The sequence below is a fragment of the Tsukamurella sp. M9C genome (assembly GCF_020169415.1).
Lineage (GTDB): Bacteria > Actinomycetota > Actinomycetes > Mycobacteriales > Mycobacteriaceae > Tsukamurella.
Genome location: NZ_JAIULG010000002.1, coordinates 61,458 through 80,865, shown reverse-complemented (window position 1 = coordinate 80,865; position 19,408 = coordinate 61,458). Strand labels below are relative to the sequence as shown.

Here is a 19,408-nt window from a genome sequence, read left to right as displayed (position 1 = left end):
CGTTCGCCGAATATGAAGATCGCAGGAAGATTCCCTGCCATTCGCCGCCGCACGCGGCCCGTGAGGACGCACACTGCGATCATGAACACTCCGATCACCGGCGCCGGAGACGCGACGGCACCCGCTGCAGCGGGCAAGGCAGCCAGGAAGCAGGCGCCCCGCAGCGCCATCGGGATGTGGAATCCCGAGACCCGGGGCCACGATGCACTGGAGACGATCCTCGCGCAGAACGCGATCCGCGACACCGCCCTCCTGCCCATCCGGCACGGCCGCATGGCGGCGTCACCCTGGACCTACTACCGCGGCGCCGCCGCGGTCATGGCGGCGGACCTCGCGTCCGCACCGCACACGGACCTGCAGGTGCAGCTCTGCGGCGACGCGCACATCCTCAACTTCGGCATGTGGCGCAGCCCCGAGCGCAACCTCCTGTTCGATCTCCGCGACTTCGACGAGACCCTGCCCGGGCCCTTCGAATGGGACGTCAAGCGGTTCCTCACCAGCCTGGTCATCCTCGCCGAGAGCAACGGGCTCACCTCGGAGGTCGCCCGCGAGGCGGTGCGCCGCGGCTACCAGGGCTATCGCGAGTGGATCTCGACGTACGCCTCGTGGCCGGAGCTGGACATCTGGTACGACAACGTCGACGTCACGCAGCTCGCCGAGTATCTCGCGCCCGACGACGAGCATCGGGTGGAGGAGCAGATCGAGAAGCGCGCCGACAAGCGTTCCCAGCGCGGGGCCCTCAAGAAGTTCACACAGCTGGTCGACGGGACCCGCCAGATCATCGAGGATCCGCCGTACCGCACGCACGCCCTCAGCGAGTACGCGGAACAGCTCGACACGATCGTCACGCAGTACCGCGAGAGCATCGCCGACCACATCGCGCACCTGTGGTCGCGCTACGACCTCGTCGACGCCGTCCAGCAGGTGGTCGGCGTCGGCAGCGTCGGCATGCGGGTGTTCCTCACGCTGAGCGAGGAACGCCGCACGGGCGACGCGCTGTTCCTCCAGGTCAAACAGGCCGGCCCCTCCGTCTACGAGCAGTTCCTGGGGCCTAGCCGGTACTCGACCCACGGGGCGCGGGTGGTGCAGGGGCAGCGCCTCATCCAGGCCTCCACGGACATGTTCGTCGGCTGGACCTCGATCGACGGGATGGACTACTACGTCCGGCAGTTCCGGGACGGCAAGGTGATCCCCGACGGCGCCGTCATCGCGCCCCGGCTCCCGGCGTTCGCCGAGGCCTGTGGCCACGTCCTCGCCCGCGCCCACGCCCGTAGCAGCGACGCCGCGCAGATCGACGGCTACCTCGGCGCCGCGCCGCGCGTGGCCGACGCCTTCACCGACTTCGCGTTCGCGTACGCCGAGCAGAACAGTCGCGACCACGCCCAGTTGGCGGACGCCGTCGCCGCCGGAACGGTCCCGGCCGCACCGGGCTGGCCCTAGGTCGCGAACCCCGCGAACAGCGCGGCGGCGATCATCGGCGGGCCGTGCGGCACCGTGCGGTCGCGGGTGGTGAGCGCCCAGGCGAGCGTGAGCAGCTGCGCGCCGAGGATCACCAGGAGTACCGCGGGGACGCCACCCGACCAGGCGACGGCGGCACCGAGGGCCGGCGCCAGCTTCACATCGCCCGCACCCATGCCGCGCGCGAGGAAGGCGGCGCCGTTCACCGCGGTCCAGACGGCGGCTCCGGCCAGCGGGGCGGAGTCACCCTCGAACACGGCCCAGAGCGAGCCGGCGAGAGCGACGCTCGCGGCGGGCAGGGTCAGGACGTTCGGGAGCCTCCGTTCCCGCACGTCGAACCAGCACAGCGCGGCGCACCACGCCAGGAAGACACCCCCGAAGAGCCCCCACTCCACGGGGCCAGTGTGTCAGGCCTGCAGGGCCTCGCGCAGCGCATCGGGAATCGGGATGGAGCCCGAGCCGTCGGCGGCGATCACGGCGTAGACGATCCGCCCGGCGACGGCCTCGGTCGGCTCGCCGGCGTCGAGATCGGTGACGAAGACGAACTCGATCGTGAAGCTCTTCGTGCCGATCCGCCCGGTACGCATGACGAGCTCGGTGTCGCCCTCGTCGGTCAGCCCCGCGGCGTAGTCGAGCTCGACGTGCACCACCTGCGAGTCGTAGCCCGCGGCGATCATGGCCTCGTACGGCGTGCCGCGATCGGCGTAGAACTCGCCGATCGCCGTGTCGACGTAGCCGAGGTACCACATGTTGAACATGACGCCCTGGCGGTCGATCTCGTAGTACCGCGGCCGGAAGCGGTAGCGGAAGTCCGTGCTCATGATGCCTCCCTCGCGGCGGCCAGCGCCGCCGCCATCGCCTCCCGCGGCGCGGGCCTGCCGGTGAACCACTCGGCCTGCCGGAAGGCCTGGTGCAGCAGCATCGTCAGGCCGCCCGCGGTGCGTGCGCCCTTCGAGTCCGCGGCGGCGACGAGCAGGGTCGGCCACGGGTCGTAGGCCACGTCCGCGACGGCGGGCGCCGCCGACGACAACGCGTCCATCAGCGGGAAGTCGTCGGGCTGGGCGGCGCCGGGCAGCGTGGAGACGACCACGTCGGCCCGCGGAACCGCCGCCGCGGTCAGCGGCGCCCAGGCGGCCGTCAGCCCGAAGGTCTCGGCGCACGCGAGCGCGCCCTGTGCCCTCTCCTCCGAGCGGGCCAGCACCGTCGTGCGGGTGAAGCCCCGCTCGGCGAGCGCGGCGAACACCGGTCGGGCCGTGCCGCCCGCGCCGACCACGACCGCGGACTCCCCCGCTGCGCCGCACTCGGCGAGGAGGCCGGCGGCGCCGTCGACGTCGGTGCAGTCGGCGAGCCAGCCCACCTCCGTGCGGACCAGGGTGTTGGCGGAGCCGACCGTCACGGCGCGGTCGGTTCGCTCGTCGGCGAACTCCAGCGCCGCGAACTTGCCCGGCATGGTGACCGACAGGCCGACCCACTCGGGGCCGAGCCCTCCGACGAGGCCGGGCAGCGCCTCCGCGTCGCACTCGATCCGCTCGTAGGTCCAGTCCAGGCCGAGCGCGGCGAAGGCCGCGCCGTGCAGGACGGGCGAGAGCGAGTGGGTGATCGGCTTGCCGAGGACGGCGGCGCGCCGCGTCACGGACCGCAGCCGACGGTGAGGAACTTGGTGTCGCACGCCTTCTGCCGATTGCGCTCGTGCTGGGCGAAGTCGTCGGTGAACAGCGTGGTGCCCTTGCTGTCGACGGTGACGAAGTACAGCCACGGCCCGGGCGCGGGGTTCTCCGTCGCGACCAGCGCGTCGGTGCCGACGGCGCCGATCGGCGTGGCCGGCAGGCCGGTCTTGGCGTAGGTGTTCCACTCGGTCTTCTTGAGCAGTTTCTCGCCCGCGACGTCGATGCCGGTGACGGCCTCGCCGTAGTTGACCGTCGAATCCATCTCGAGCTTCTGGTTCTTCGCCAGACGGTTGAGGATCACCCGCGCGACCTTCGGGTAGTCGTCGGCCTGGTTGACCTCGCGCTCGACGATCGACGCCGAGACCAGCACCTGGTACGGCGCCAGCTTCGCGGGAGACGTCCGGCTCGCGGTGAGCAGGCCCTGCGCCTCGTACTGCTTGGCCGACGCGGTGATGAGCTGCTTGAGGATGGCGGTCGGCGTCCCCGCGGGATCGATCTGGTCCCAGACGCCGGGCGCGATGAGACCCTCGATGCGGCGGTGATCGCCCTTGAGCCGGGTGACGGTGGCGGCGGCCCACTCCGGGACGCCCAGGTCGGCGACCGACGCGGCGGAGGCGACCTTGACGAACTCGGCCTTCGGAGTCTGCTTCTTCACGCCGTCGACGGTGTGCGCGGTGGCGGCGGAGAGCTGGCTGAAGATGCCCTGCGCGACCTTGTTGTCCTTGCTGCGCTTGTCGTCGAGGACGGCGCCGGCGGAGACGTTGAGCATGCCCACGCGGTGCGACCGCGCCGGGTCGACCAGCATCGTGACGACCTCCGACGCCGGCAGCGACTTGCGCAGCTCGTAGTAGCCCGCGGAGATCGGCTTGTCGCCCGCCGCCTGGTTGAACGCGCCCACGGACTTCACCACGCCCGCGTCCACGAGGTTCTGCGCGAAGTCGGAGTTGTTCTGGCCCTCGATGTGGACCACGACCTCGGGACCCGCCTGCCCGGAGGCGTAATCCTCGGGCGTGGAGCCGCCGCCGAACAGGGAGCCGCGCACCGTCCACAGCACGCCGCCGATGACGACCAGGAAGACGACGATCAGCGACAGCAGCGCGACGCGGCGACGGCGCTTGATCCGCTCGCGTTGCGCCGCACGGCGCCGCTCCGAGCGGGTGGACCGCTGCTCGCCGACCGCCACCGGATCGGCGCGCTCGTTGTTCCAGCCGTCGCTCACTCGTCGACCTCCTCGGGACCGGACACCGGCCTCCGCTCGTCGAGCCATCCCTGGAGGATGGCCACCGCGGCGGCCTGATCGATCACCGCTCGCTGCTCCTTCGCCCGCACCCCGTTCTCGCGCAGCGCCCGCTGCGCCGTGACGGTGGTGAAGCGCTCATCGAAAAAACATACCCGGGGCGGCGTCGTGCTCGCGGCACCGAGAACCCCGGCGAGCCGCCGCGCGAAGCCCTCGGCCATCTTCGCCGACGCCCCGTGCTCCCCGCGGAGGGTGCGCGGCATGCCGATCACGATCTCGACCGGCTCGTAGTCGACCACGAGCTGCGCGATCCGGCGCAGGTCCGACCCGTCCTTCGCGGCGCGCACCGTCTCGACCGGCGTCGCGAGGATCCCGTCGGGGTCGCAGACGGCCACGCCGATGCGGGCCTTGCCCACGTCGAGGGCCAGCCGCCGGCCCCGCTCCCAGGCGGGTTCCGCGCCGCTCACCGTCAGGCGCCGACCGTCCGCGCGACCTCGGCCCGGACCGCGGTGAGGGCACCGTCGACCCCGGAGGCGTCCGAGCCGGCGCCCTGCGCCATGTCGGCCTTGCCGCCGCCGCGGCCGCCCACGGACGGCGCCGCGGCCTTGACCACGTCACCGGCCTTGACGCCCAAGTCCTGGGCGGCGTCGTTGGCGGCCACCACGAACGGGACCTTGTCGCCGTCGACCGCGAACAGCGCGATGACGGCGGGCTCGGCGCCGAGCCGGCCTTTGAGCTGGGTGACCAGGCCGCGGAGCTCGCCCGCGGTGACGCCCTGCGGGGCCTTCGCGGCCACGAGTCGGACCGCACCGACGCGCTCCGGCGACGAGGCCAGCTCGGCCAGCGCCGAGAGGGCGGCCTGCGCGCGGAGCTTCTCGAGCTCCTTCTCGGCGTCCTTGAGGCGGGTGACCAGCGACTCGACGCGAGCGGGCACCTCCTCGGAGGGCACCTTGAGCGAGCTGGACAGCGCCGAGACGAGCGCGTGCTCCTTGGCGAGGTACTTCTGCGAGTCGAGGCCCACGTACGCCTCGACGCGCCGCACGCCGGAGCCCACGGAGCTCTCGCCGAGCACGGTGACGGGGCCGACGAGGCCCGAGCTGGCGACGTGCGTGCCGCCGCACAGCTCCATCGAGAACGGGCCGCCGATCTCCACGACGCGCACCTGATCGCCGTAGTTCTCGCCGAACAGCGCCATCGCGCCGCGCCGCTTGGCGGTCTCCAGGTCGGTGACGTCGGTGTGCACCGCGTAGTCGGCCTGGACGGCCTCGTTGGTGACGCGCTCGATGTCGGTGCGCTGGTCGTCGTTCAGGCCGCCCGACCAGCGGAAGTCGAACCGCAGGTAGCCGGGCTTGTTGAGCGAGCCCGCCTGGACGGCGTTGGGGCCGAGCACCTGGCGCAGCGCGGCGTGCACGAGGTGGGTGCCGGAGTGGCCCTGGGTGCTGCCGTGGCGGTGGCCCGCGTCGGCGGCGACGGTGACGGTGTCGCCCTCGGAGACCTCGCCGGAGGCGACGGTGCCCTGGTGGCGCCACAGCGTCTTGGCGACGCGCTGCACGTCGGTGACGACGATCTGCGCGCCGGCGGCCGTGGTGATGGTGCCGATGTCGGAGAGCTGGCCGCCGGCCTCGGCGTACAGCGGGCTGCGATCGAGCACGATCTCCACGTCGTCGCCCTGGTGCACGACGGGCACGCGGACGCCGTCCTTGACCAGGCCGAGGACCTGGGCGTCGGAGACCAGCTCGTCGAAGCCGGTGAACTCGGTGGGACCACGGTCGAGGAACTCGCGGAACACCGAGAGGTCGGCGAGCGCCGACTTGCGGGAGTTCGCGTCGTCCTTGGCGCGCTGGCGCTGCTCGGCCATGAGGCCGCGGAAGCCCTCCTCGTCGACCTGCAGGCCGGCCTCGGCGGCCATCTCCAGCGTGAGGTCGATCGGGAAGCCGTAGGTGTCGTGCAGGGTGAAGGCGTCGTCGCCGGAGAGCATCGTCTTCCCGGAGGACTTGGTGGCGTCGACGGCGTTGCCGAACAGGGTGGTGCCCTGCTCCAGAGTCTTGAGGAAGGCCTGCTCCTCGCCGGTGGCGACGGTGCGGATCCGCTGCGCGTCGTCGGCGAGCTCGGGGTACGACGGCGTCATCGTCGAGATGACGGTGTCGACGAAGTCGCCCATGGTCTCGCCGGTGGCGCCGAGGAGGCGGGCCGAGCGGACGACGCGGCGCAGCAGGCGGCGCAGCACGTAGCCGCGGCCGTCGTTGCCGGGGTTCACGCCGTCCTGGATGAGCATGACGGCGGTGCGGGTGTGGTCGGCGATGACGCGGAACAGGCGGTCGTGCTCGGCGTCGCCGGCGTTGTAGCGCTGGCCGGTGAGCTCCTGCGCGCGATCGATCACGGGGCGCAGCAGGTCGGTGTCGTAGACGTTGTCGACGCCCTGCAGCAGGAAGGCGACGCGCTCGACGCCCATGCCGGTGTCGATGTTCTTCTTCGGCAGCTCGCCGAGGATCTCGAAGTTCTCCTTGCCGCCGCCCTGGCCCCGCTCGTTCTGCATGAAGACGAGGTTCCAGATCTCGATGTAGCGGTCCTCGTCGGCCTCGGGGCCACCCGGGGCGCCGTACTCGGGGCCGCGGTCGTAGAAGATCTCCGAGCACGGGCCGGCGGGGCCGGGGATGCCCATCGACCAGTAGTTGTCCTTCATGCCGCGGCGCTGGATGCGCTCGGGGACCTGGCCCACCTCGAGCCACAGGTCGCGGGCCTCGTCGTCGTCCAGGTAGACCGTCGACCACAGGCGCTCGGGATCCATCCCGAAGCCGCCGTCCTCGACGGGGTTCGTCAGCAGCGACCAGGCGAACCGGATGGCGTCGCGCTTGAAGTAGTCGCCGAAGCTGAAGTTGCCGGCCATCTGGAAGAAGGTGTTGTGCCGCGTGGTGATGCCCACCTCTTCGATGTCCAGGGTGCGGACGCACTTCTGGATCGACGTGGCGCGGTCGTACGGCGGGGTCTGCTGGCCCAGGAAGAACGGCACGAAGGGCACCATGCCCGCGATCACGAACAGCTGATTCGGGTCGTTCAGCACCAGCGATGCACTCGGCACCTGGGTGTGTCCGGCCTTGACGAAGTGGTCCGTGAACCGCTTCCGAATCTCATGGGTCTGCACAGCGATCCTTCGCGTTCTGAGTGTCTTCGAGCGTTACAGCGACCCAACCACCTTACCGACGCGCCGACACCCGGCGCACGTGCGTTCCTCGGCCCGGTCCGGCCGTCGCGTCACCGACGCCGGAGGATCCCGCGCAGCCGGGTCACCCGCGGGCCGATCTCCCGCTCGAAACCGTGATCGGTGGGGGCGTAGTAGTCGACACCGACCAGGTCGTCGGGCGGGTACTGCTGCGCGGCGACGCCGCCCGGCACCCCGTGCGGGTAGACGTAGCCCTGGGCGTTGCCCAGCTTCTCCGCGCCGGCGTAGTGGCCGTCGCGCAGGTGCGGCGGCACCGGCCCGGCCTTGCCGGCCGCCACGTCGCCCATCGCGGCGCCGATCGCCGCGACGACCCCGTCGGACTTGGGCGCCGAGGCCAGATGGATCGTGGCCTGCGCCAGCGCGAGCCGCGCCTCGGGCATGCCGATGAGCTGGACCGCCTGCGCCGCGGCAGTCGCGACGAGCAGCGCCTGCGGGTCGGCCATGCCGATGTCCTCGGAGGCGTGCACGACGAGGCGGCGGGCGATGAACCGCGGGTCCTCGCCCGCCGAGATCATCCGGGCGAGGTAGTGCAGCGCCGCGTCGACGTCGGAGCCGCGGATCGACTTGATGAAGGCACTGATCACGTCGTAGTGCTGGTCGCCCGCCCGGTCGTACCGCACGGCGGCGGTGTCGATCGACGACTCGACGGCCTCCAGGGTGATCTCGTCGCCGCCCTCGCCCAGCGTCACGTCCGCGGCCGCCTCGAGCGCGGTGAGCGAGCGCCGGGCGTCGCCGCCGGCCAGGCGCACGAGGTGCTCGCGGGCCTCGTCGGCGATGGTGAGCGCGCCGTCGTAGCCCCGCGGGTCCGACAGGGCGCGGTCGATGAGCTCGGAGATGTGTGAGGGCTCGAGCGGGCGCAGTTGCAGGATGAGGGAGCGCGAGAGCAGCGGCGAGACCACCGAGAAGCTGGGGTTCTCGGTGGTGGCCGCGACGAGCAGCACGACGCGGTTCTCCACGGCCGCGAGCAGTGCGTCCTGCTGCGCCTTGGAGAACCGGTGCACCTCGTCGATGAAGAGCACCGTCTGCTCGTCGACGAGGAGGCGGCGGCGGGCCAGCTCGATGACGGCGCGCACGTCCTTGACGCCCGCCGAGAGGGCGGACAGCGCCTCGAACCGGCGGCCCGTCGCGCCGGAGATGAGCGAGGCGATCGTCGTCTTGCCGGTGCCGGGCGGGCCGTACAGGATCACGCTGGCCGCGCCCGCACCGTCGATGAGCCGGCGCAGCGGCGTCCCGGGGCCGAGCAGGTGCTCCTGCCCGAGCACCTCGTCGAGGTCGCGGGGCCGCATGCGGACCGCGAGCGGCGTGCCCGCGTGGGTGGGGACGAACTCGACCGGTCCCCGGGACGGGGGTGCTTCGGGTGGCGCTCCGAGGTCCCCGTCGTCGCCGAACAGGGAGCCGGTCACCGGGTGCGGACCTCCGCGGGGCGGGTCACAGCGCCCGGACCTTCGCGGCGGCCGCGACGGCGAAGTCGCGGACCCGCGGATCCGCCGCGGCCAGCCGGTCCCAGCGCGCCGCGAGGTCGTCGTACGACCACGCCGGCAGGCTGTCGAGGTGGCCGGCGTCGATCCGGCTGGCGGAATCGAGGCCGAGCGCCCAGTAGGTGGCCAGGGTGAGCCAGGCCAGCTTGGCCGTGGTCACGTGGCGGCGGAGCGAGACGTCGTCGGCGAGGCGCGGCCACAGCCGCACGACCTCCGAGCGCCAGGCCTCCACGATCGCGACGTCGAGGTCGGGGTCGTGGCCGTCCTCGGTGCAGTCCGGGTAGGTCAGCAGCGCGTAGGCCACGTCCAGCGCGCCGTCGCGGAAGCCGGCCCACTCGTAGTCCAGGAAGCGCACGGCGCCACCCACGACGTGGGTGTTGTCGGGACCGACGTCGGACGGGCTGAACGCTCGGAACGGCCCCTCGGTGAAGAGGGCGACCGCGGCGTCGAGCACGGCGCGCGCGGCATCGTCGACCCCGCCGACAGCGGCCGGCACGGCCTCGGCGGCGCGGGCGGCCTCGCCGGCGACCGGGTCGTGGCGCGAGTCCGTGTGCTCGCGGCGGGCGAGCACCGACAGGTCGCGCTCGCGGCCGTAGGTGCCGGCGTGCATGCGGCCGAGGGCCTGCGCCCAGGCGGAGAGCACCGTGGCGGCGCCCGACGACGGCGTGCGCCGCAGCAGGTCCCCCATCGTCTCGCCCTCGCCGAGGTCCTGGAGCACGAGGATGCGCTGCTCCGCATCGGACGCCAGGAGCTGCGGACCGGGCCGCGCGTCGACCGGCAGCGCGGTCGCGAACTTGTAGGCGGCGCCCTCGCGGGCGAAGGCCTCCGAGTGGTCCTTGTCAGTGTGGTCGGCGGCGCGCAACTGCTTGATCACGACGGACCGCGGCAGCAGCGGGTTGTTGTGCAGCACCCGCACGCGCATCACGAGCGTGCGGCCGGAACCACCCAGATCCTCGGGTTCCCCCAGGTCGACGGAGGCGCCGACCCGGCGACCCAGCAGGCCCTCCACCGCGGAAAGGGCCGCCCTCGTCGTCTCGTACCCCAGCGCGGTGACCATCACTTCCAACCTACCTCAGTCGGGCAGGGGCGCGACGTCCACGGAGACATGGATCTTCGATCCCTTCGATTCGGTGTAGATGACGCCGCGCAGGGGCGGAACGTCCTCGTAATCGCGGCCCCAGGCGACGGTCACGTGCCGCTCGTCGACGAACTTGTTGTTGGTCGGGTCGAACGGTAACCACGCGTCGCCGGGCAGCCATACGGCGGCCCACGCGTGGGTGGCGCCGGCGCCGACGACCCGGTCCTGGCCGGGCGGCGGCTCGGTCGCGAGGTAACCGGAGACGTACCGCGCGGCGAGGCCCTTGGACCGCAGGCAGGCGATCGCGACGCGCGCGAAGTCCTGGCAGACGCCCTCGCGGCGTTCCATCACGGTGCCGACGCGGGTCGAGACGTTCGTCGCGCCCGACTTGTAAGCGAAGTCCGTGTAGATCCGCGTGGTCAGCTCCTCGACGGCCTCCACCAGCGGCTTCCCGGGGGTGAAGATCGCGTCGGCGTAGGCGCGCACGGCGTCGTCGATCTCGGGCGGCCGCTGGTCGAGCCGGTACTGCGCGGCGAGCGCTCCCGCCTCGCCGACGGGCCGGGCCAACTCCCACGGCGCGAGCGCCGGTCCCTCGTCGGTGATCGCCCGGTCCAGCGGGTCCACCTCGACGAGGGACTCGCCGCGGACGAGGAGCCGGGTGTGCGGCGTGGTCACGTGGAAGTAGGTGTCGGTGTTGCCGTAGGCGTCGACGCCCTCGGAGCGGTCCGAGGGCTCGGGCCCGACGATGATGGCGTGCTCGTCGACCCGCTGGTCGGACAGCTCCCGCGGCGAGAGGTAGCAGCGCCCGAAGCTGGACGTGACCTCCGCGTCGTAGGTGTACGTGGTCTCGTGCACCACGCGGTACCGGCGGGTCCGGGAGTCCTCGGTGCGGCGCGAGAAACTCAGGCCCATGACTGCACCCCCACCCAGATCGGCCGTGCGGCGGCGGGCGGGGCGAACCGCGTCCGCTCGAGGACGTCGGAGACCTCCCGCACGCCCTCGTCGACGGCGTCCAGCAGTGCCTCGACCTCCGACCGCCGCCCGTCGACGATCGTCTCGGCGTCGTCGAGGTCGAACCGCCCCAGCTGCGCCAGGACCTCGCCGACGGTGCGCTCGCACGTCGCGCTGCGCAGCTCGTCGGGCAGCTGCGCCAGGTCGGCGGACAGGGCGGTGAGCGCGGCGACGAGCGAGCGCGGGTTGGTCGCGTCGAGGAACATCAGGTCGACGGCGGCGCCCGCGCGGAGGACGGCGCGGTGCCGGCGACGGTAGGTGACGGCGGACTCGCACGTCACGAGGTACGCGTCGAGCAGGCCCGCCTCGATCTCGGCGGGATTCTCGGGGACCACCATCGCCCGGGTCACCGCCGTGAGCTGCAGCGCCCGCTCGATGCGGCGGCCGGCGTCCATCATCAGCCACGCCGGGTCCTGCACCAGCGACTCCCGGCCGAGGCCGGCGAAGGCCAGCAGCGAGACCAGGACCTCGCCGAGCGTCTGGTCGAGCTGCTCCCCCGCGTCGTCGCGGTCGGCCGCGAGCCGCCCGAGCGAGCGCTCAGCGCCGCTGAGCACGAGCCACGTGTCGGTCGACATCTGGTCGCGCACGGCCCGCAGGCAGGACCGCAGCCGCACCCCCGAGTGCGCGACGCTGCCCGGCACGTCGACGTCGAGGGTGAGACGGCGCAGGCGCGCGAGCACGTCCGTCTGCTCCGTGCCCTCCACGACGATCGGGCCGAGCTGATCGGTCACGGTGGCCTCGACGACGGCGTCGAGCAGCGGCTGCAGCACGTCGGCGCCCGCCTGCCACGGCCGGTGCCGGAACTCGCGGCTCCGGTCGTGCGCCATCGACAGCATCCGCACGGTGGCCTCGGCGCGCTCGGCGTACCGCCCGATCCAGAACTGGTCCGAGAGCACGCGCGGCGTCGCGACGGGGCCGCTCGCGGCGGCGCCGATCCGGCCCGAGCGGGGCGCGGTCGCCACCCGAGCGGGGGCGCGCAGCTCCTCCGACGAGGGCACCCATACGTCGCGGGCGGCCGACGAGTGCAGCAGGGCGCCGTCGGCACCGTCGACCAGCACCTGGCCGAGGCCGCCCGGCAGCACGGTGTATCCGGACTCCTGGGCGAGGGCGAAGGCGCGCAGGGCGAAGCCGCGTTCGGTGACGGCGCCACGCTCGACGGCTGGCCGGCCGGTGAAGGGCACGAGCGTCTTGACGCACCACACCGTCGGGTCGGCGGCGATCCGTCGTCGCAGGTCGGTGGCCCGGTCCTCGGAGAGCGCCGCGCCTGCGAACCGCTCGCCGGTGGCGAAGTTCAGCACGAGCCGGTCGTCGAGCGGACCGTCGACCGCGGCGCGTCCTGCCGGGGTCGCGGCGTGGAGCGTCGGCGTCGACGGGAGCAGCAGGTCCTCGTCGAGCAGGTCGCGGCACAGCTGCGGAAGGTAGGCGTGCAGGGCGGGGTTCTCGAGGACGCCCGAGCCGAGCGTGTTGACGACGGTGACCGCCCCGCGCGTCATCATCTCCACCAGCCCGACGACTCCGAGCTGCGAGTCCGTACGCAGGTCGAGGGGGTCGGAGAACTCGGAATCGACGCGCCGCAGGATCACGTGGACGCGCTTCATCCGGCCGAGCGAGCGCATGAACACGCCCCCGTCGCGCACCGTCAGGTCGGACGCCTCGACCAGCGGGAAGCCCAGCACCGACGCGAGGTAGGCCTGATCGAACGCGGTCTCGGAGAACGAGCCAGGGCTGAGCACGACGACGGTCGGATCGTCGACCCCGGGCGGCGCCGCCTCGACGAGCTGGACGCGCAGGGCCGCCGCGAAGGACGCGACGGGACGCGGCGTCTCGGCCCGGAGCTCGCGCGGCAGCGCTCGGGAGGTCACGCGGCGGTCGGCGAGCGCGTAACCCACGCCCGACGGGGCCTGGGTGCGGTCCGCGACCGCGACGTAGCCGGTCACCTCGTCGCCGGCGGCCTCCCCGAGGTCGACGCCGTGCAGGAACAGCGAGCGCGGGCCCGGCGACGGGACGCCGACGGCGCGCCGGATGAAGCCGGGGTGCGCGAAGAGCACCTCCGGCGGCACGGTGCCGCTGCGCAGGGTGCGCTGCTCGCCGTAGAAGTCTTTGAGGACCGCGTCGAGCAACAGCGAGCGTTGCGCGACGCCGCGGGCGAGGGCGTCCCACTCCTCCGCGCCGAGCAGCACCGGCAGCGGGTCGAGCCGCCACGGCCCGGGCTCGGTCGCCGCCCCGGGGACGGCCGGGTCGTGGGCCGGGGGCAGCGCGTCGAGGGCGTTGTACGTGATGCCCTCGTCGTCGATGAGGCCGCGGACCCGCGCGGAGAGTCGGCGCAGGCCGGCCGCGTCGAGGTCGCGGAGCGCGTCGATGCTCACAGGCCCACCTGCTCCCGCATGTCGCGCCACGCGGCGGGCCGCAGGACCAGCACGAGGACCCCCGCGACGACGATGCCGACCAGGTTGATCGCGAGCTGCCCCGTCGATTCGAAGGCGCGCTGCCACTCCCCGACCGTCGCGGCGACCACGGCGTAGCCGGCGGCGGGCACCGTCGTGACGGAGATGAAGACGCCCACGAGGGCGGCCGACTTCGCGGTGACCATCGAGATCATGCCGGCGGCGCCGGCGAGCAGCGCGACGATGAGCGAGAACGGCCCGACGCGGTAGATGAAGTCGACCTGGCCCGCGGAGTCGAGGACGTCCACGGTGAACAGGTCGGCGGCGAGCGCGGCCTCCGCGCCCAGCCAGGTGCACAGCATCGCCACGGGGAAACCGACGGACAGCGCGATCACGGGGCGTACCGCGAAGTGCAGGCGACGGGTCGCGAGCGCCACCGCGATCGCGGCGAGCGGCCCGAACTCCGGCCCCACGACCATCGCGCCGACCACGGTGACCGGCGAGTTGGTCACCACGCCGACGGCGGCCAGCAGGACCGCGAGCACCAGGAAGGCCAGGAAGGTCGAGTTGAGCGTCGACTCCTCGCGGGTCCGGGCGGTCAGCTCCTCCCAGACCACGGCGTCCGACGGGTCGCCGGGCACAGCCTTCTCCGCGGCCTCAGCGGCATCGGAGAGCACCGTGTCCAGCGTCGAGACGGTGACGGCGCCGTCGGCGGGGATGCCGAGCTCCTCGATGCCCTGCAGCACGCGGTGCGCGGCCTCCCGGGTGACCTCCGCGCTGAGCACGTCGCCCGCGGGGACGAGCGACGTGCCGGGCGCCAGCGTGATGTGGGTGACGCCCGGCCGCGACCGCAGCAGCGCGAGCACCGCATCGGTCCGATCGGGCGGGCTGATCACCCGGATGTGGCGCACGCGGCTACTTCTGCTCGGCGCCCTGGTCCGCCGCGGCCTGCTCCGGCTTCTTCGGCTTGGCGTCCATGCCCGACTCGCGGCGCTGCTGCACCGTGATGGCCGCGGGCGCGTCGGTCAGCGGGTCGACGCCGCCGCCCGACTTCGGGAACGCGATGACCTCGCGGATCGACGGCGCGCCGGCCAGCAGCGAGACGACGCGGTCCCAGCCGAAGGCGATGCCGCCGTGCGGCGGGGCGCCGTACGAGAAGGCGTCGAGCAGGAAGCCGAACTTCTCGCGGGCCTGCTCCTCGTCGATGCCCATGATCGCGAACACGCGCTCCTGAACGTCCTTGCGGTGGATACGGATCGAGCCGCCGCCGATCTCGTTGCCGTTGCAGACGATGTCGTAGGCGTAGGCCAGGGCGCTGCCCGGGTCGGTGTCGAAGGTGTCGACCGACTCCGGCTTGGGGCTGGTGAAGGCGTGGTGCACCGCCGTCCAGGCGCCGTCGCCCACGGCAACGTCGCCGGAGGCGGTCGCATCGTCGGCCGGCTCGAACAGCGGGGCGTCGACGACCCAGGTGAAGGCCCAGTCGCCCTCCTTGATCAGGCCCAGCTTGTCGGCGATCTCGCCGCGGGCCGCGCCCAGCAGGGCGCGCATCGTCTTGGTGGGGCCGGCGGCGAAGAACACGCAGTCGCCCGGCTGGGCGTGCACGTGCGCGGCCAGGCCGGCGCGCTCGTCGTCCGAGAGGTTCTTGGCGACGGGGCCGGTCAGCTCGCCGTCCTCGCCGATCAGCACGTACGCGAGGCCGCGGGCGCCGCGCTGCTTGGCCCACTCCTGCCACGCGTCGAGCTGGCGACGGGGCTGGCTCGCGCCGCCCGGCATGACGACGGCGCCGACGTACGGCGCCTGGAAGACGCGGAACGGCGTGTCCTTGAAGTACTCGGTGCACTCGACGAGCTCGAGGCCGAAGCGCAGGTCCGGCTTGTCCGAGCCGAAGCGGCGCATGGCCTCGGCGTAGGTCAGGCGCGGGATCGGGGTGGGGATCTCGTGGCCGATGAGCGACCACAGGGCCTTGACGATCTGCTCGCCGAGGGCGATCACGTCCTCCTGGTCCACGAAGCTCATCTCGATGTCGAGCTGGGTGAACTCGGGCTGTCGGTCGGCGCGGAAGTCCTCGTCGCGGTAGCAGCGCGCGATCTGGTAGTACCGCTCCATGCCGGCGACCATGAGCAGCTGCTTGAACAGCTGCGGGCTCTGCGGCAGCGCGTAGAAGGTGCCGGGGCGCAGACGCGCAGGCACCAGGAAGTCGCGGGCGCCCTCCGGGGTGGAGCGGGTCAGCGTCGGCGTCTCGATCTCGGTGAAGTCGTTGAGCGCCAGGATGTTGCGCGCCACGGCGTTCGCCTGGCTGCGCAGCTTGATCGCGGCGGCGGGGCCCTCGCGTCGCAGGTCCAGGTAGCGGTACTTCAGGCGCGCCTCCTCGCCCGGCTCCTCGTCGAGCTGGAAGGGCAGCGGCGCCGACTCGTTGAGCACCGTCAGCTCGGCGACGTTGACCTCGATGGCACCGGACGGCAGGTTCGGGTTCTCGCTGCCCTCGGGCCGCTTCTCGACGGTGCCGGTCACCAGGACGCAGTACTCGGAGCGCAGCCGGTGCGCCTGCTCGGCGACGTCCGACTCGCGGAAGACGACCTGGGCGACGCCGGAGCTGTCGCGCAGGTCGATGAAGATCACTCCGCCGTGGTCACGCCGACGCGCCACCCAGCCCGCGAGGGTGACGACGGTGCCGGCATCCTCTGCACGCAACGATCCGGCCAGGTGAGTGCGCAGCACTTTCGGGGTGTCCTTTCGACGGGGAATCTTCGAGCGCCTGTCATGCTACGGGGCGAACCGGTTCACGATCTCACCCCTGTCATGGAATGCTGTGCGCATGACCTTTCAGGGCAACGGGCCACTCGAGGGCGGCAACGTCAGTGCGGGCGGCGGCGGTGGCGGCATGGGCCGCGGCATGGTGATCGGCGGCGGCAGCATCGGCACGGTCGTGATCGGCCTGCTCATCTACTTCCTCACCGGCAGCACCGGCGGGATGACGCAGGCGCCGCAGCAAGCGGGGCCCGGCCTCTCCCAGGCGGAGCAGCAGCTCGACGAGAAGCTCAAGAACTGCACCTACGAGCAGGCCAACAGCGACACGGCGTGCCGCATCAAGGCCACCACGATCTCCCTGAACAAGGTGTGGCCGACGGTGCTGCGGGGCTACCAGCCGCCGCGCGGCGGGACCAAGATCATGCCCGTGGGCGCGCAGTCCATCAACACCGCGTGCGGCGTGGCGGGCGCCGACACCGGCCCGTTCTACTGCCCCGGCGACCAGGTCGCGGTGTTCCAGATCGACTTCATGGACCGCGTGATCAAGAAGATGGGCGGCACCAACGCGCCGTTCTCGCAGGAGTACATCGTGGCCCACGAGTTCGGCCACCACGTGCAGACGCTGCTGGGCGACATCAACAAGGCGCAGCAGGGCAAGGGCGCGCAGGGCGGCTCGGTCCGCGTCGAGCTGCAGGCCGACTGCTACGCGGGCGTCTGGGCGGCCCACGCGGACAAGGGCGCGGACGCGATGCTCAAGCCGCTGACGCAGCAGGAGATCTCCGACGCGATCACCACCGCGCAGGCCATCGGCGACGACACGATCCAGCGCAACGCGGGCCGCAACGTCAACCCCGAGTCCTTCTCGCACGGCACGTCGGAGCAGCGCGTGCGGTGGTTCTCGCAGGGCTACCGCACCGGCGCCCCCGCGCAGTGCGACACCTTCAGCGGCACCATCTGATCCGGTGCTCGAAACGCTGATCCGCTGGGGCGCCTACCTCGGCGGGTGGCTGCTCGTCGCGGGGCCGCTGCTGCAGTCCCGCCTCGAGCTGGAACGGGAGCGCTCGCACCTCGCCGAGGTGCGGGAGGCCGTCCGCGCGACGGCGCCGCCCTCGCGGCCGTCCGCGGTCTGGTGGATCTTTCCTCCGCTCGCGCTCTACCTCGCCCGCAAGCGCCAGTCCGCGTACGTCGGGACCCTCACGACGGTGCTGACTCCGGCGCAGTCGGCGAACCTGGCCCGCTACTTCGCGGTCGCGCGCGCGTGGATGATCGTGGCCGCGGGCGCCGCGCTCATCGCGCTCAAGGAGACCTTCGAGCTCGCGCACCACATGCATTGGGGCACTCCCGGATTCTGGGCGCTCACGGCCGTGGCCCTGCTCTGCATCGCTGCGCTGAACGGCGCCGCGTCGGCGTACTCCGATCGCCGCGACCGCAGGCACTGAGCGGTGCGCGAACAACCCGATCCCCTTCCGGCCACGATTCCCCTAACCTCGGGGCATGGCTGACACCACTCCCACCCCCACGCCGATCGACGCCCTGGCGGACCGTCTGGCCCTGCGGCTCGCCGAGGTCGATCCGATCGAGGCCACCGCGGTGGGGATCACCGACTTCGACGACCGGCTCACCGACTTCTCCCCTGCGGGCGTCGCCGCCAGGATCGTCGTCGCGCGCGAGACGCTCGCCGAGCTCGCAACACTGACGCCGGAGTCGGACGCCGACAGGGTCACCGCGGACGCGCTACGCGAGCGGCTCGGCGTCGAGATCGAGCTCGCGGACGCGGGGCGGACCGTCGGCGACCTCAACGTCATCGCCTCCCCACTGCAGGCGATCCGCGACGTCTTCGACCTCATGCCCGACGGGGACCCGCGCCTCGCGCCTCGCCTCGCGGCTGTGCCGCAGGCGGTCGAGTCGGCCGTCTCCGGCCTGCGGGCCCGCCTCGCCGACGGGGCCTGGCCCTTCCCCGCGCTCCAGGTCCGCGAAGTACTAGCGCAGGCCCGCGAGGCAGGCGAGCAGGTCGCGGCCAACGCCGCTCGGGCGGCCGACGTCGCGCCGGGCCTCACCGATGAGATCCGCGCGTCCTTCAGCCGATTCGCGGAGGTGCTCGAGACCGAGATCGCCCCCTCGGCGATCGCCGTGGACCAGCCCGGCGGCCTCGGTGTCGGGCGGGAGGCGTACCCGCTCCACTCACGAGTGTTCCTGGGCACGGCCGTCGATCTGGAGGAGACCTACGCCTGGGGCCGGCAACTCCTCGCCTCGATCGTCGCCGAACAGAACGAGGTGGCGGCCCGCCTGTACCCGGGCGCGACCGTCGCGGAGGCCCTGGCGAGGCTCGACACCGAGCCGCGGTACGCGCTGCAGGGCACCGACGCTCTGCGCGAGTGGATGCAGCGCACGTCGGACGAGTCGGTGGCCGCGCTCGCGGGCGCGCACTTCGACATCCCCGCCGAGCTGCATCACCTGGACTGCCGGATCGCGCCGAGCAGCAACGGCGGGATCTACTACACCGGCCCGTCCGCGGACCTCACCCGGCCGGGCTCGATGTGGTGGTCCGTGCCGCCCGGTGTCACCGAGTTCCACACCTGGCAGGAGAAGACGACCGTCTATCACGAGGGCGTGCCCGGCCATCATCTGCAGATCGGGCAGGCCGTGATCGCGCCGCTCAACCGGTGGCGCAAGCTCTACTCGTTCACCTCCGGCCACGGCGAGGGATGGGCGCTGTACGCCGAACGCCTGATGCGCGACCTGGGATTCCTCGACGACGACGGCGACCTCATGGGCATGCTCGACTCCCAGCGCCTCCGCGCGGCGCGGGTCGTTCTCGACATCGGCGTGCATTGCGACTTCGAGGCGCCCGCCGAGGTCGGCGGCGGGGCTTGGACCTACGACAAGGGCTGGGCCTTACTCCGCTCGCACGTCGCCATGTCGGACGAGCAACTGCGCTTCGAGTACCACCGCTACCTCGGCTGGCCCGGGCAGGCACCGTCGTACTCGGTGGGCCAGCGCGTGTGGCAGCAGACCCGCGACGCCTACCTCGCCGCGCACCCCGGATCGACGGTCAAGGACTTCCACCGCGACGCCCTGGCGCTCGGCGGCATGGGCCTGGACACCCTGCGCGCCGCGATCGTCTGAG

The 19,408-nt window shown here is 72.5% G+C and carries 16 protein-coding genes; 4 read left to right on the top strand and 12 right to left on the bottom strand.

Translation table 11 applies throughout. From position 1 onward, the window contains the following. The first annotated feature begins 81 nt into the window (after positions 1–81). A complete protein-coding gene (locus tag LB823_RS01660; RefSeq protein WP_224645020.1) occupies positions 82–1,440 on the top strand; it encodes a DUF2252 domain-containing protein in 1,359 nt (452 codons plus the stop codon). Here the strand turns inward: LB823_RS01660 and LB823_RS01655 are convergent. From LB823_RS01655 to aspS, 12 genes are all read right to left on the bottom strand, one after another. Then, positions 1,437–1,853: an A24 family peptidase gene (locus LB823_RS01655; protein ID WP_224645019.1), complete on the bottom strand. Its 417-nt coding sequence runs from the start codon at positions 1,851–1,853 to the stop codon at positions 1,437–1,439. The genes LB823_RS01660 and LB823_RS01655 overlap by 4 nt on opposite strands. 12 nt (positions 1,854–1,865) lie before the next feature. Continuing rightward, positions 1,866–2,279: a thioesterase family protein gene (locus LB823_RS01650; protein WP_224645018.1), complete on the bottom strand. Its 414-nt coding sequence runs from the start codon at positions 2,277–2,279 to the stop codon at positions 1,866–1,868. Then, entirely contained in the window at positions 2,276–3,100 is an 825-nt protein-coding gene (locus LB823_RS01645; protein WP_224645192.1) for a shikimate dehydrogenase, read from the bottom strand. The genes LB823_RS01650 and LB823_RS01645 overlap by 4 nt, the downstream gene beginning before the upstream one ends. Next, the gene (mltG, locus tag LB823_RS01640) at positions 3,088–4,344 is read right to left on the bottom strand and encodes an endolytic transglycosylase MltG (protein ID WP_224645017.1); all 1,257 of its coding nucleotides are present in this window, start codon (positions 4,342–4,344) and stop codon (positions 3,088–3,090) included. Before mltG ends, LB823_RS01645 begins: the two co-directional genes overlap by 13 nt. Then, entirely contained in the window at positions 4,341–4,829 is a 489-nt protein-coding gene (ruvX, locus tag LB823_RS01635) for a Holliday junction resolvase RuvX (RefSeq protein WP_224645016.1), read from the bottom strand. Before ruvX ends, mltG begins: the two co-directional genes overlap by 4 nt. Positions 4,830–4,831: 2 nt before the next feature. Then, a complete protein-coding gene (alaS, locus tag LB823_RS01630; protein WP_224645015.1) occupies positions 4,832–7,504 on the bottom strand; it encodes an alanine--tRNA ligase in 2,673 nt (890 codons plus the stop codon). Between the two features lie 110 nt (positions 7,505–7,614). Next, the gene (locus LB823_RS01625; RefSeq protein WP_224645014.1) at positions 7,615–8,985 is read right to left on the bottom strand and encodes a replication-associated recombination protein A; all 1,371 of its coding nucleotides are present in this window, start codon (positions 8,983–8,985) and stop codon (positions 7,615–7,617) included. Between the two features lie 25 nt (positions 8,986–9,010). Continuing rightward, entirely contained in the window at positions 9,011–10,117 is a 1,107-nt protein-coding gene (locus LB823_RS01620; RefSeq protein WP_224645013.1) for a hypothetical protein, read from the bottom strand. Between the two features lie 15 nt (positions 10,118–10,132). After that, positions 10,133–11,050: a transglutaminase family protein gene (locus LB823_RS01615; protein WP_224645012.1), complete on the bottom strand. Its 918-nt coding sequence runs from the start codon at positions 11,048–11,050 to the stop codon at positions 10,133–10,135. Next, positions 11,041–13,515: a circularly permuted type 2 ATP-grasp protein gene (locus LB823_RS01610; RefSeq protein ID WP_224645011.1), complete on the bottom strand. Its 2,475-nt coding sequence runs from the start codon at positions 13,513–13,515 to the stop codon at positions 11,041–11,043. The genes LB823_RS01615 and LB823_RS01610 overlap by 10 nt, the downstream gene beginning before the upstream one ends. After that, entirely contained in the window at positions 13,512–14,444 is a 933-nt protein-coding gene (locus LB823_RS01605) for a DUF389 domain-containing protein (protein WP_224645010.1), read from the bottom strand. The genes LB823_RS01610 and LB823_RS01605 overlap by 4 nt, the downstream gene beginning before the upstream one ends. Positions 14,445–14,448: 4 nt before the next feature. Beyond that, the gene (gene aspS, locus LB823_RS01600; RefSeq protein WP_224645009.1) at positions 14,449–16,251 is read right to left on the bottom strand and encodes an aspartate--tRNA ligase; all 1,803 of its coding nucleotides are present in this window, start codon (positions 16,249–16,251) and stop codon (positions 14,449–14,451) included. Positions 16,252–16,348: 97 nt separating this feature from the next. On the opposite strand from aspS, the gene LB823_RS01595 reads away from it, so the two are divergent. From LB823_RS01595 to LB823_RS01585, 3 genes are read left to right on the top strand one after another with little or no spacing between them, the layout of a single operon-like run. Continuing rightward, complete coding sequence (locus LB823_RS01595; protein ID WP_224645008.1) at positions 16,349–17,239, top strand: neutral zinc metallopeptidase; 891 nt, start codon at positions 16,349–16,351, stop codon at positions 17,237–17,239. A 4-nt stretch (positions 17,240–17,243) separates the two neighbouring features. Beyond that, on the top strand, positions 17,244–17,720 hold the full coding sequence (locus LB823_RS01590; RefSeq protein WP_224645007.1) for a hypothetical protein: 477 nt from the start codon (positions 17,244–17,246) through the stop codon (positions 17,718–17,720). 55 nt (positions 17,721–17,775) lie between these two features. Beyond that, complete coding sequence (locus tag LB823_RS01585) at positions 17,776–19,407, top strand: DUF885 domain-containing protein (RefSeq protein WP_224645006.1); 1,632 nt, start codon at positions 17,776–17,778, stop codon at positions 19,405–19,407. The last annotated feature ends 1 nt before the right edge of the window (position 19,408 follow it).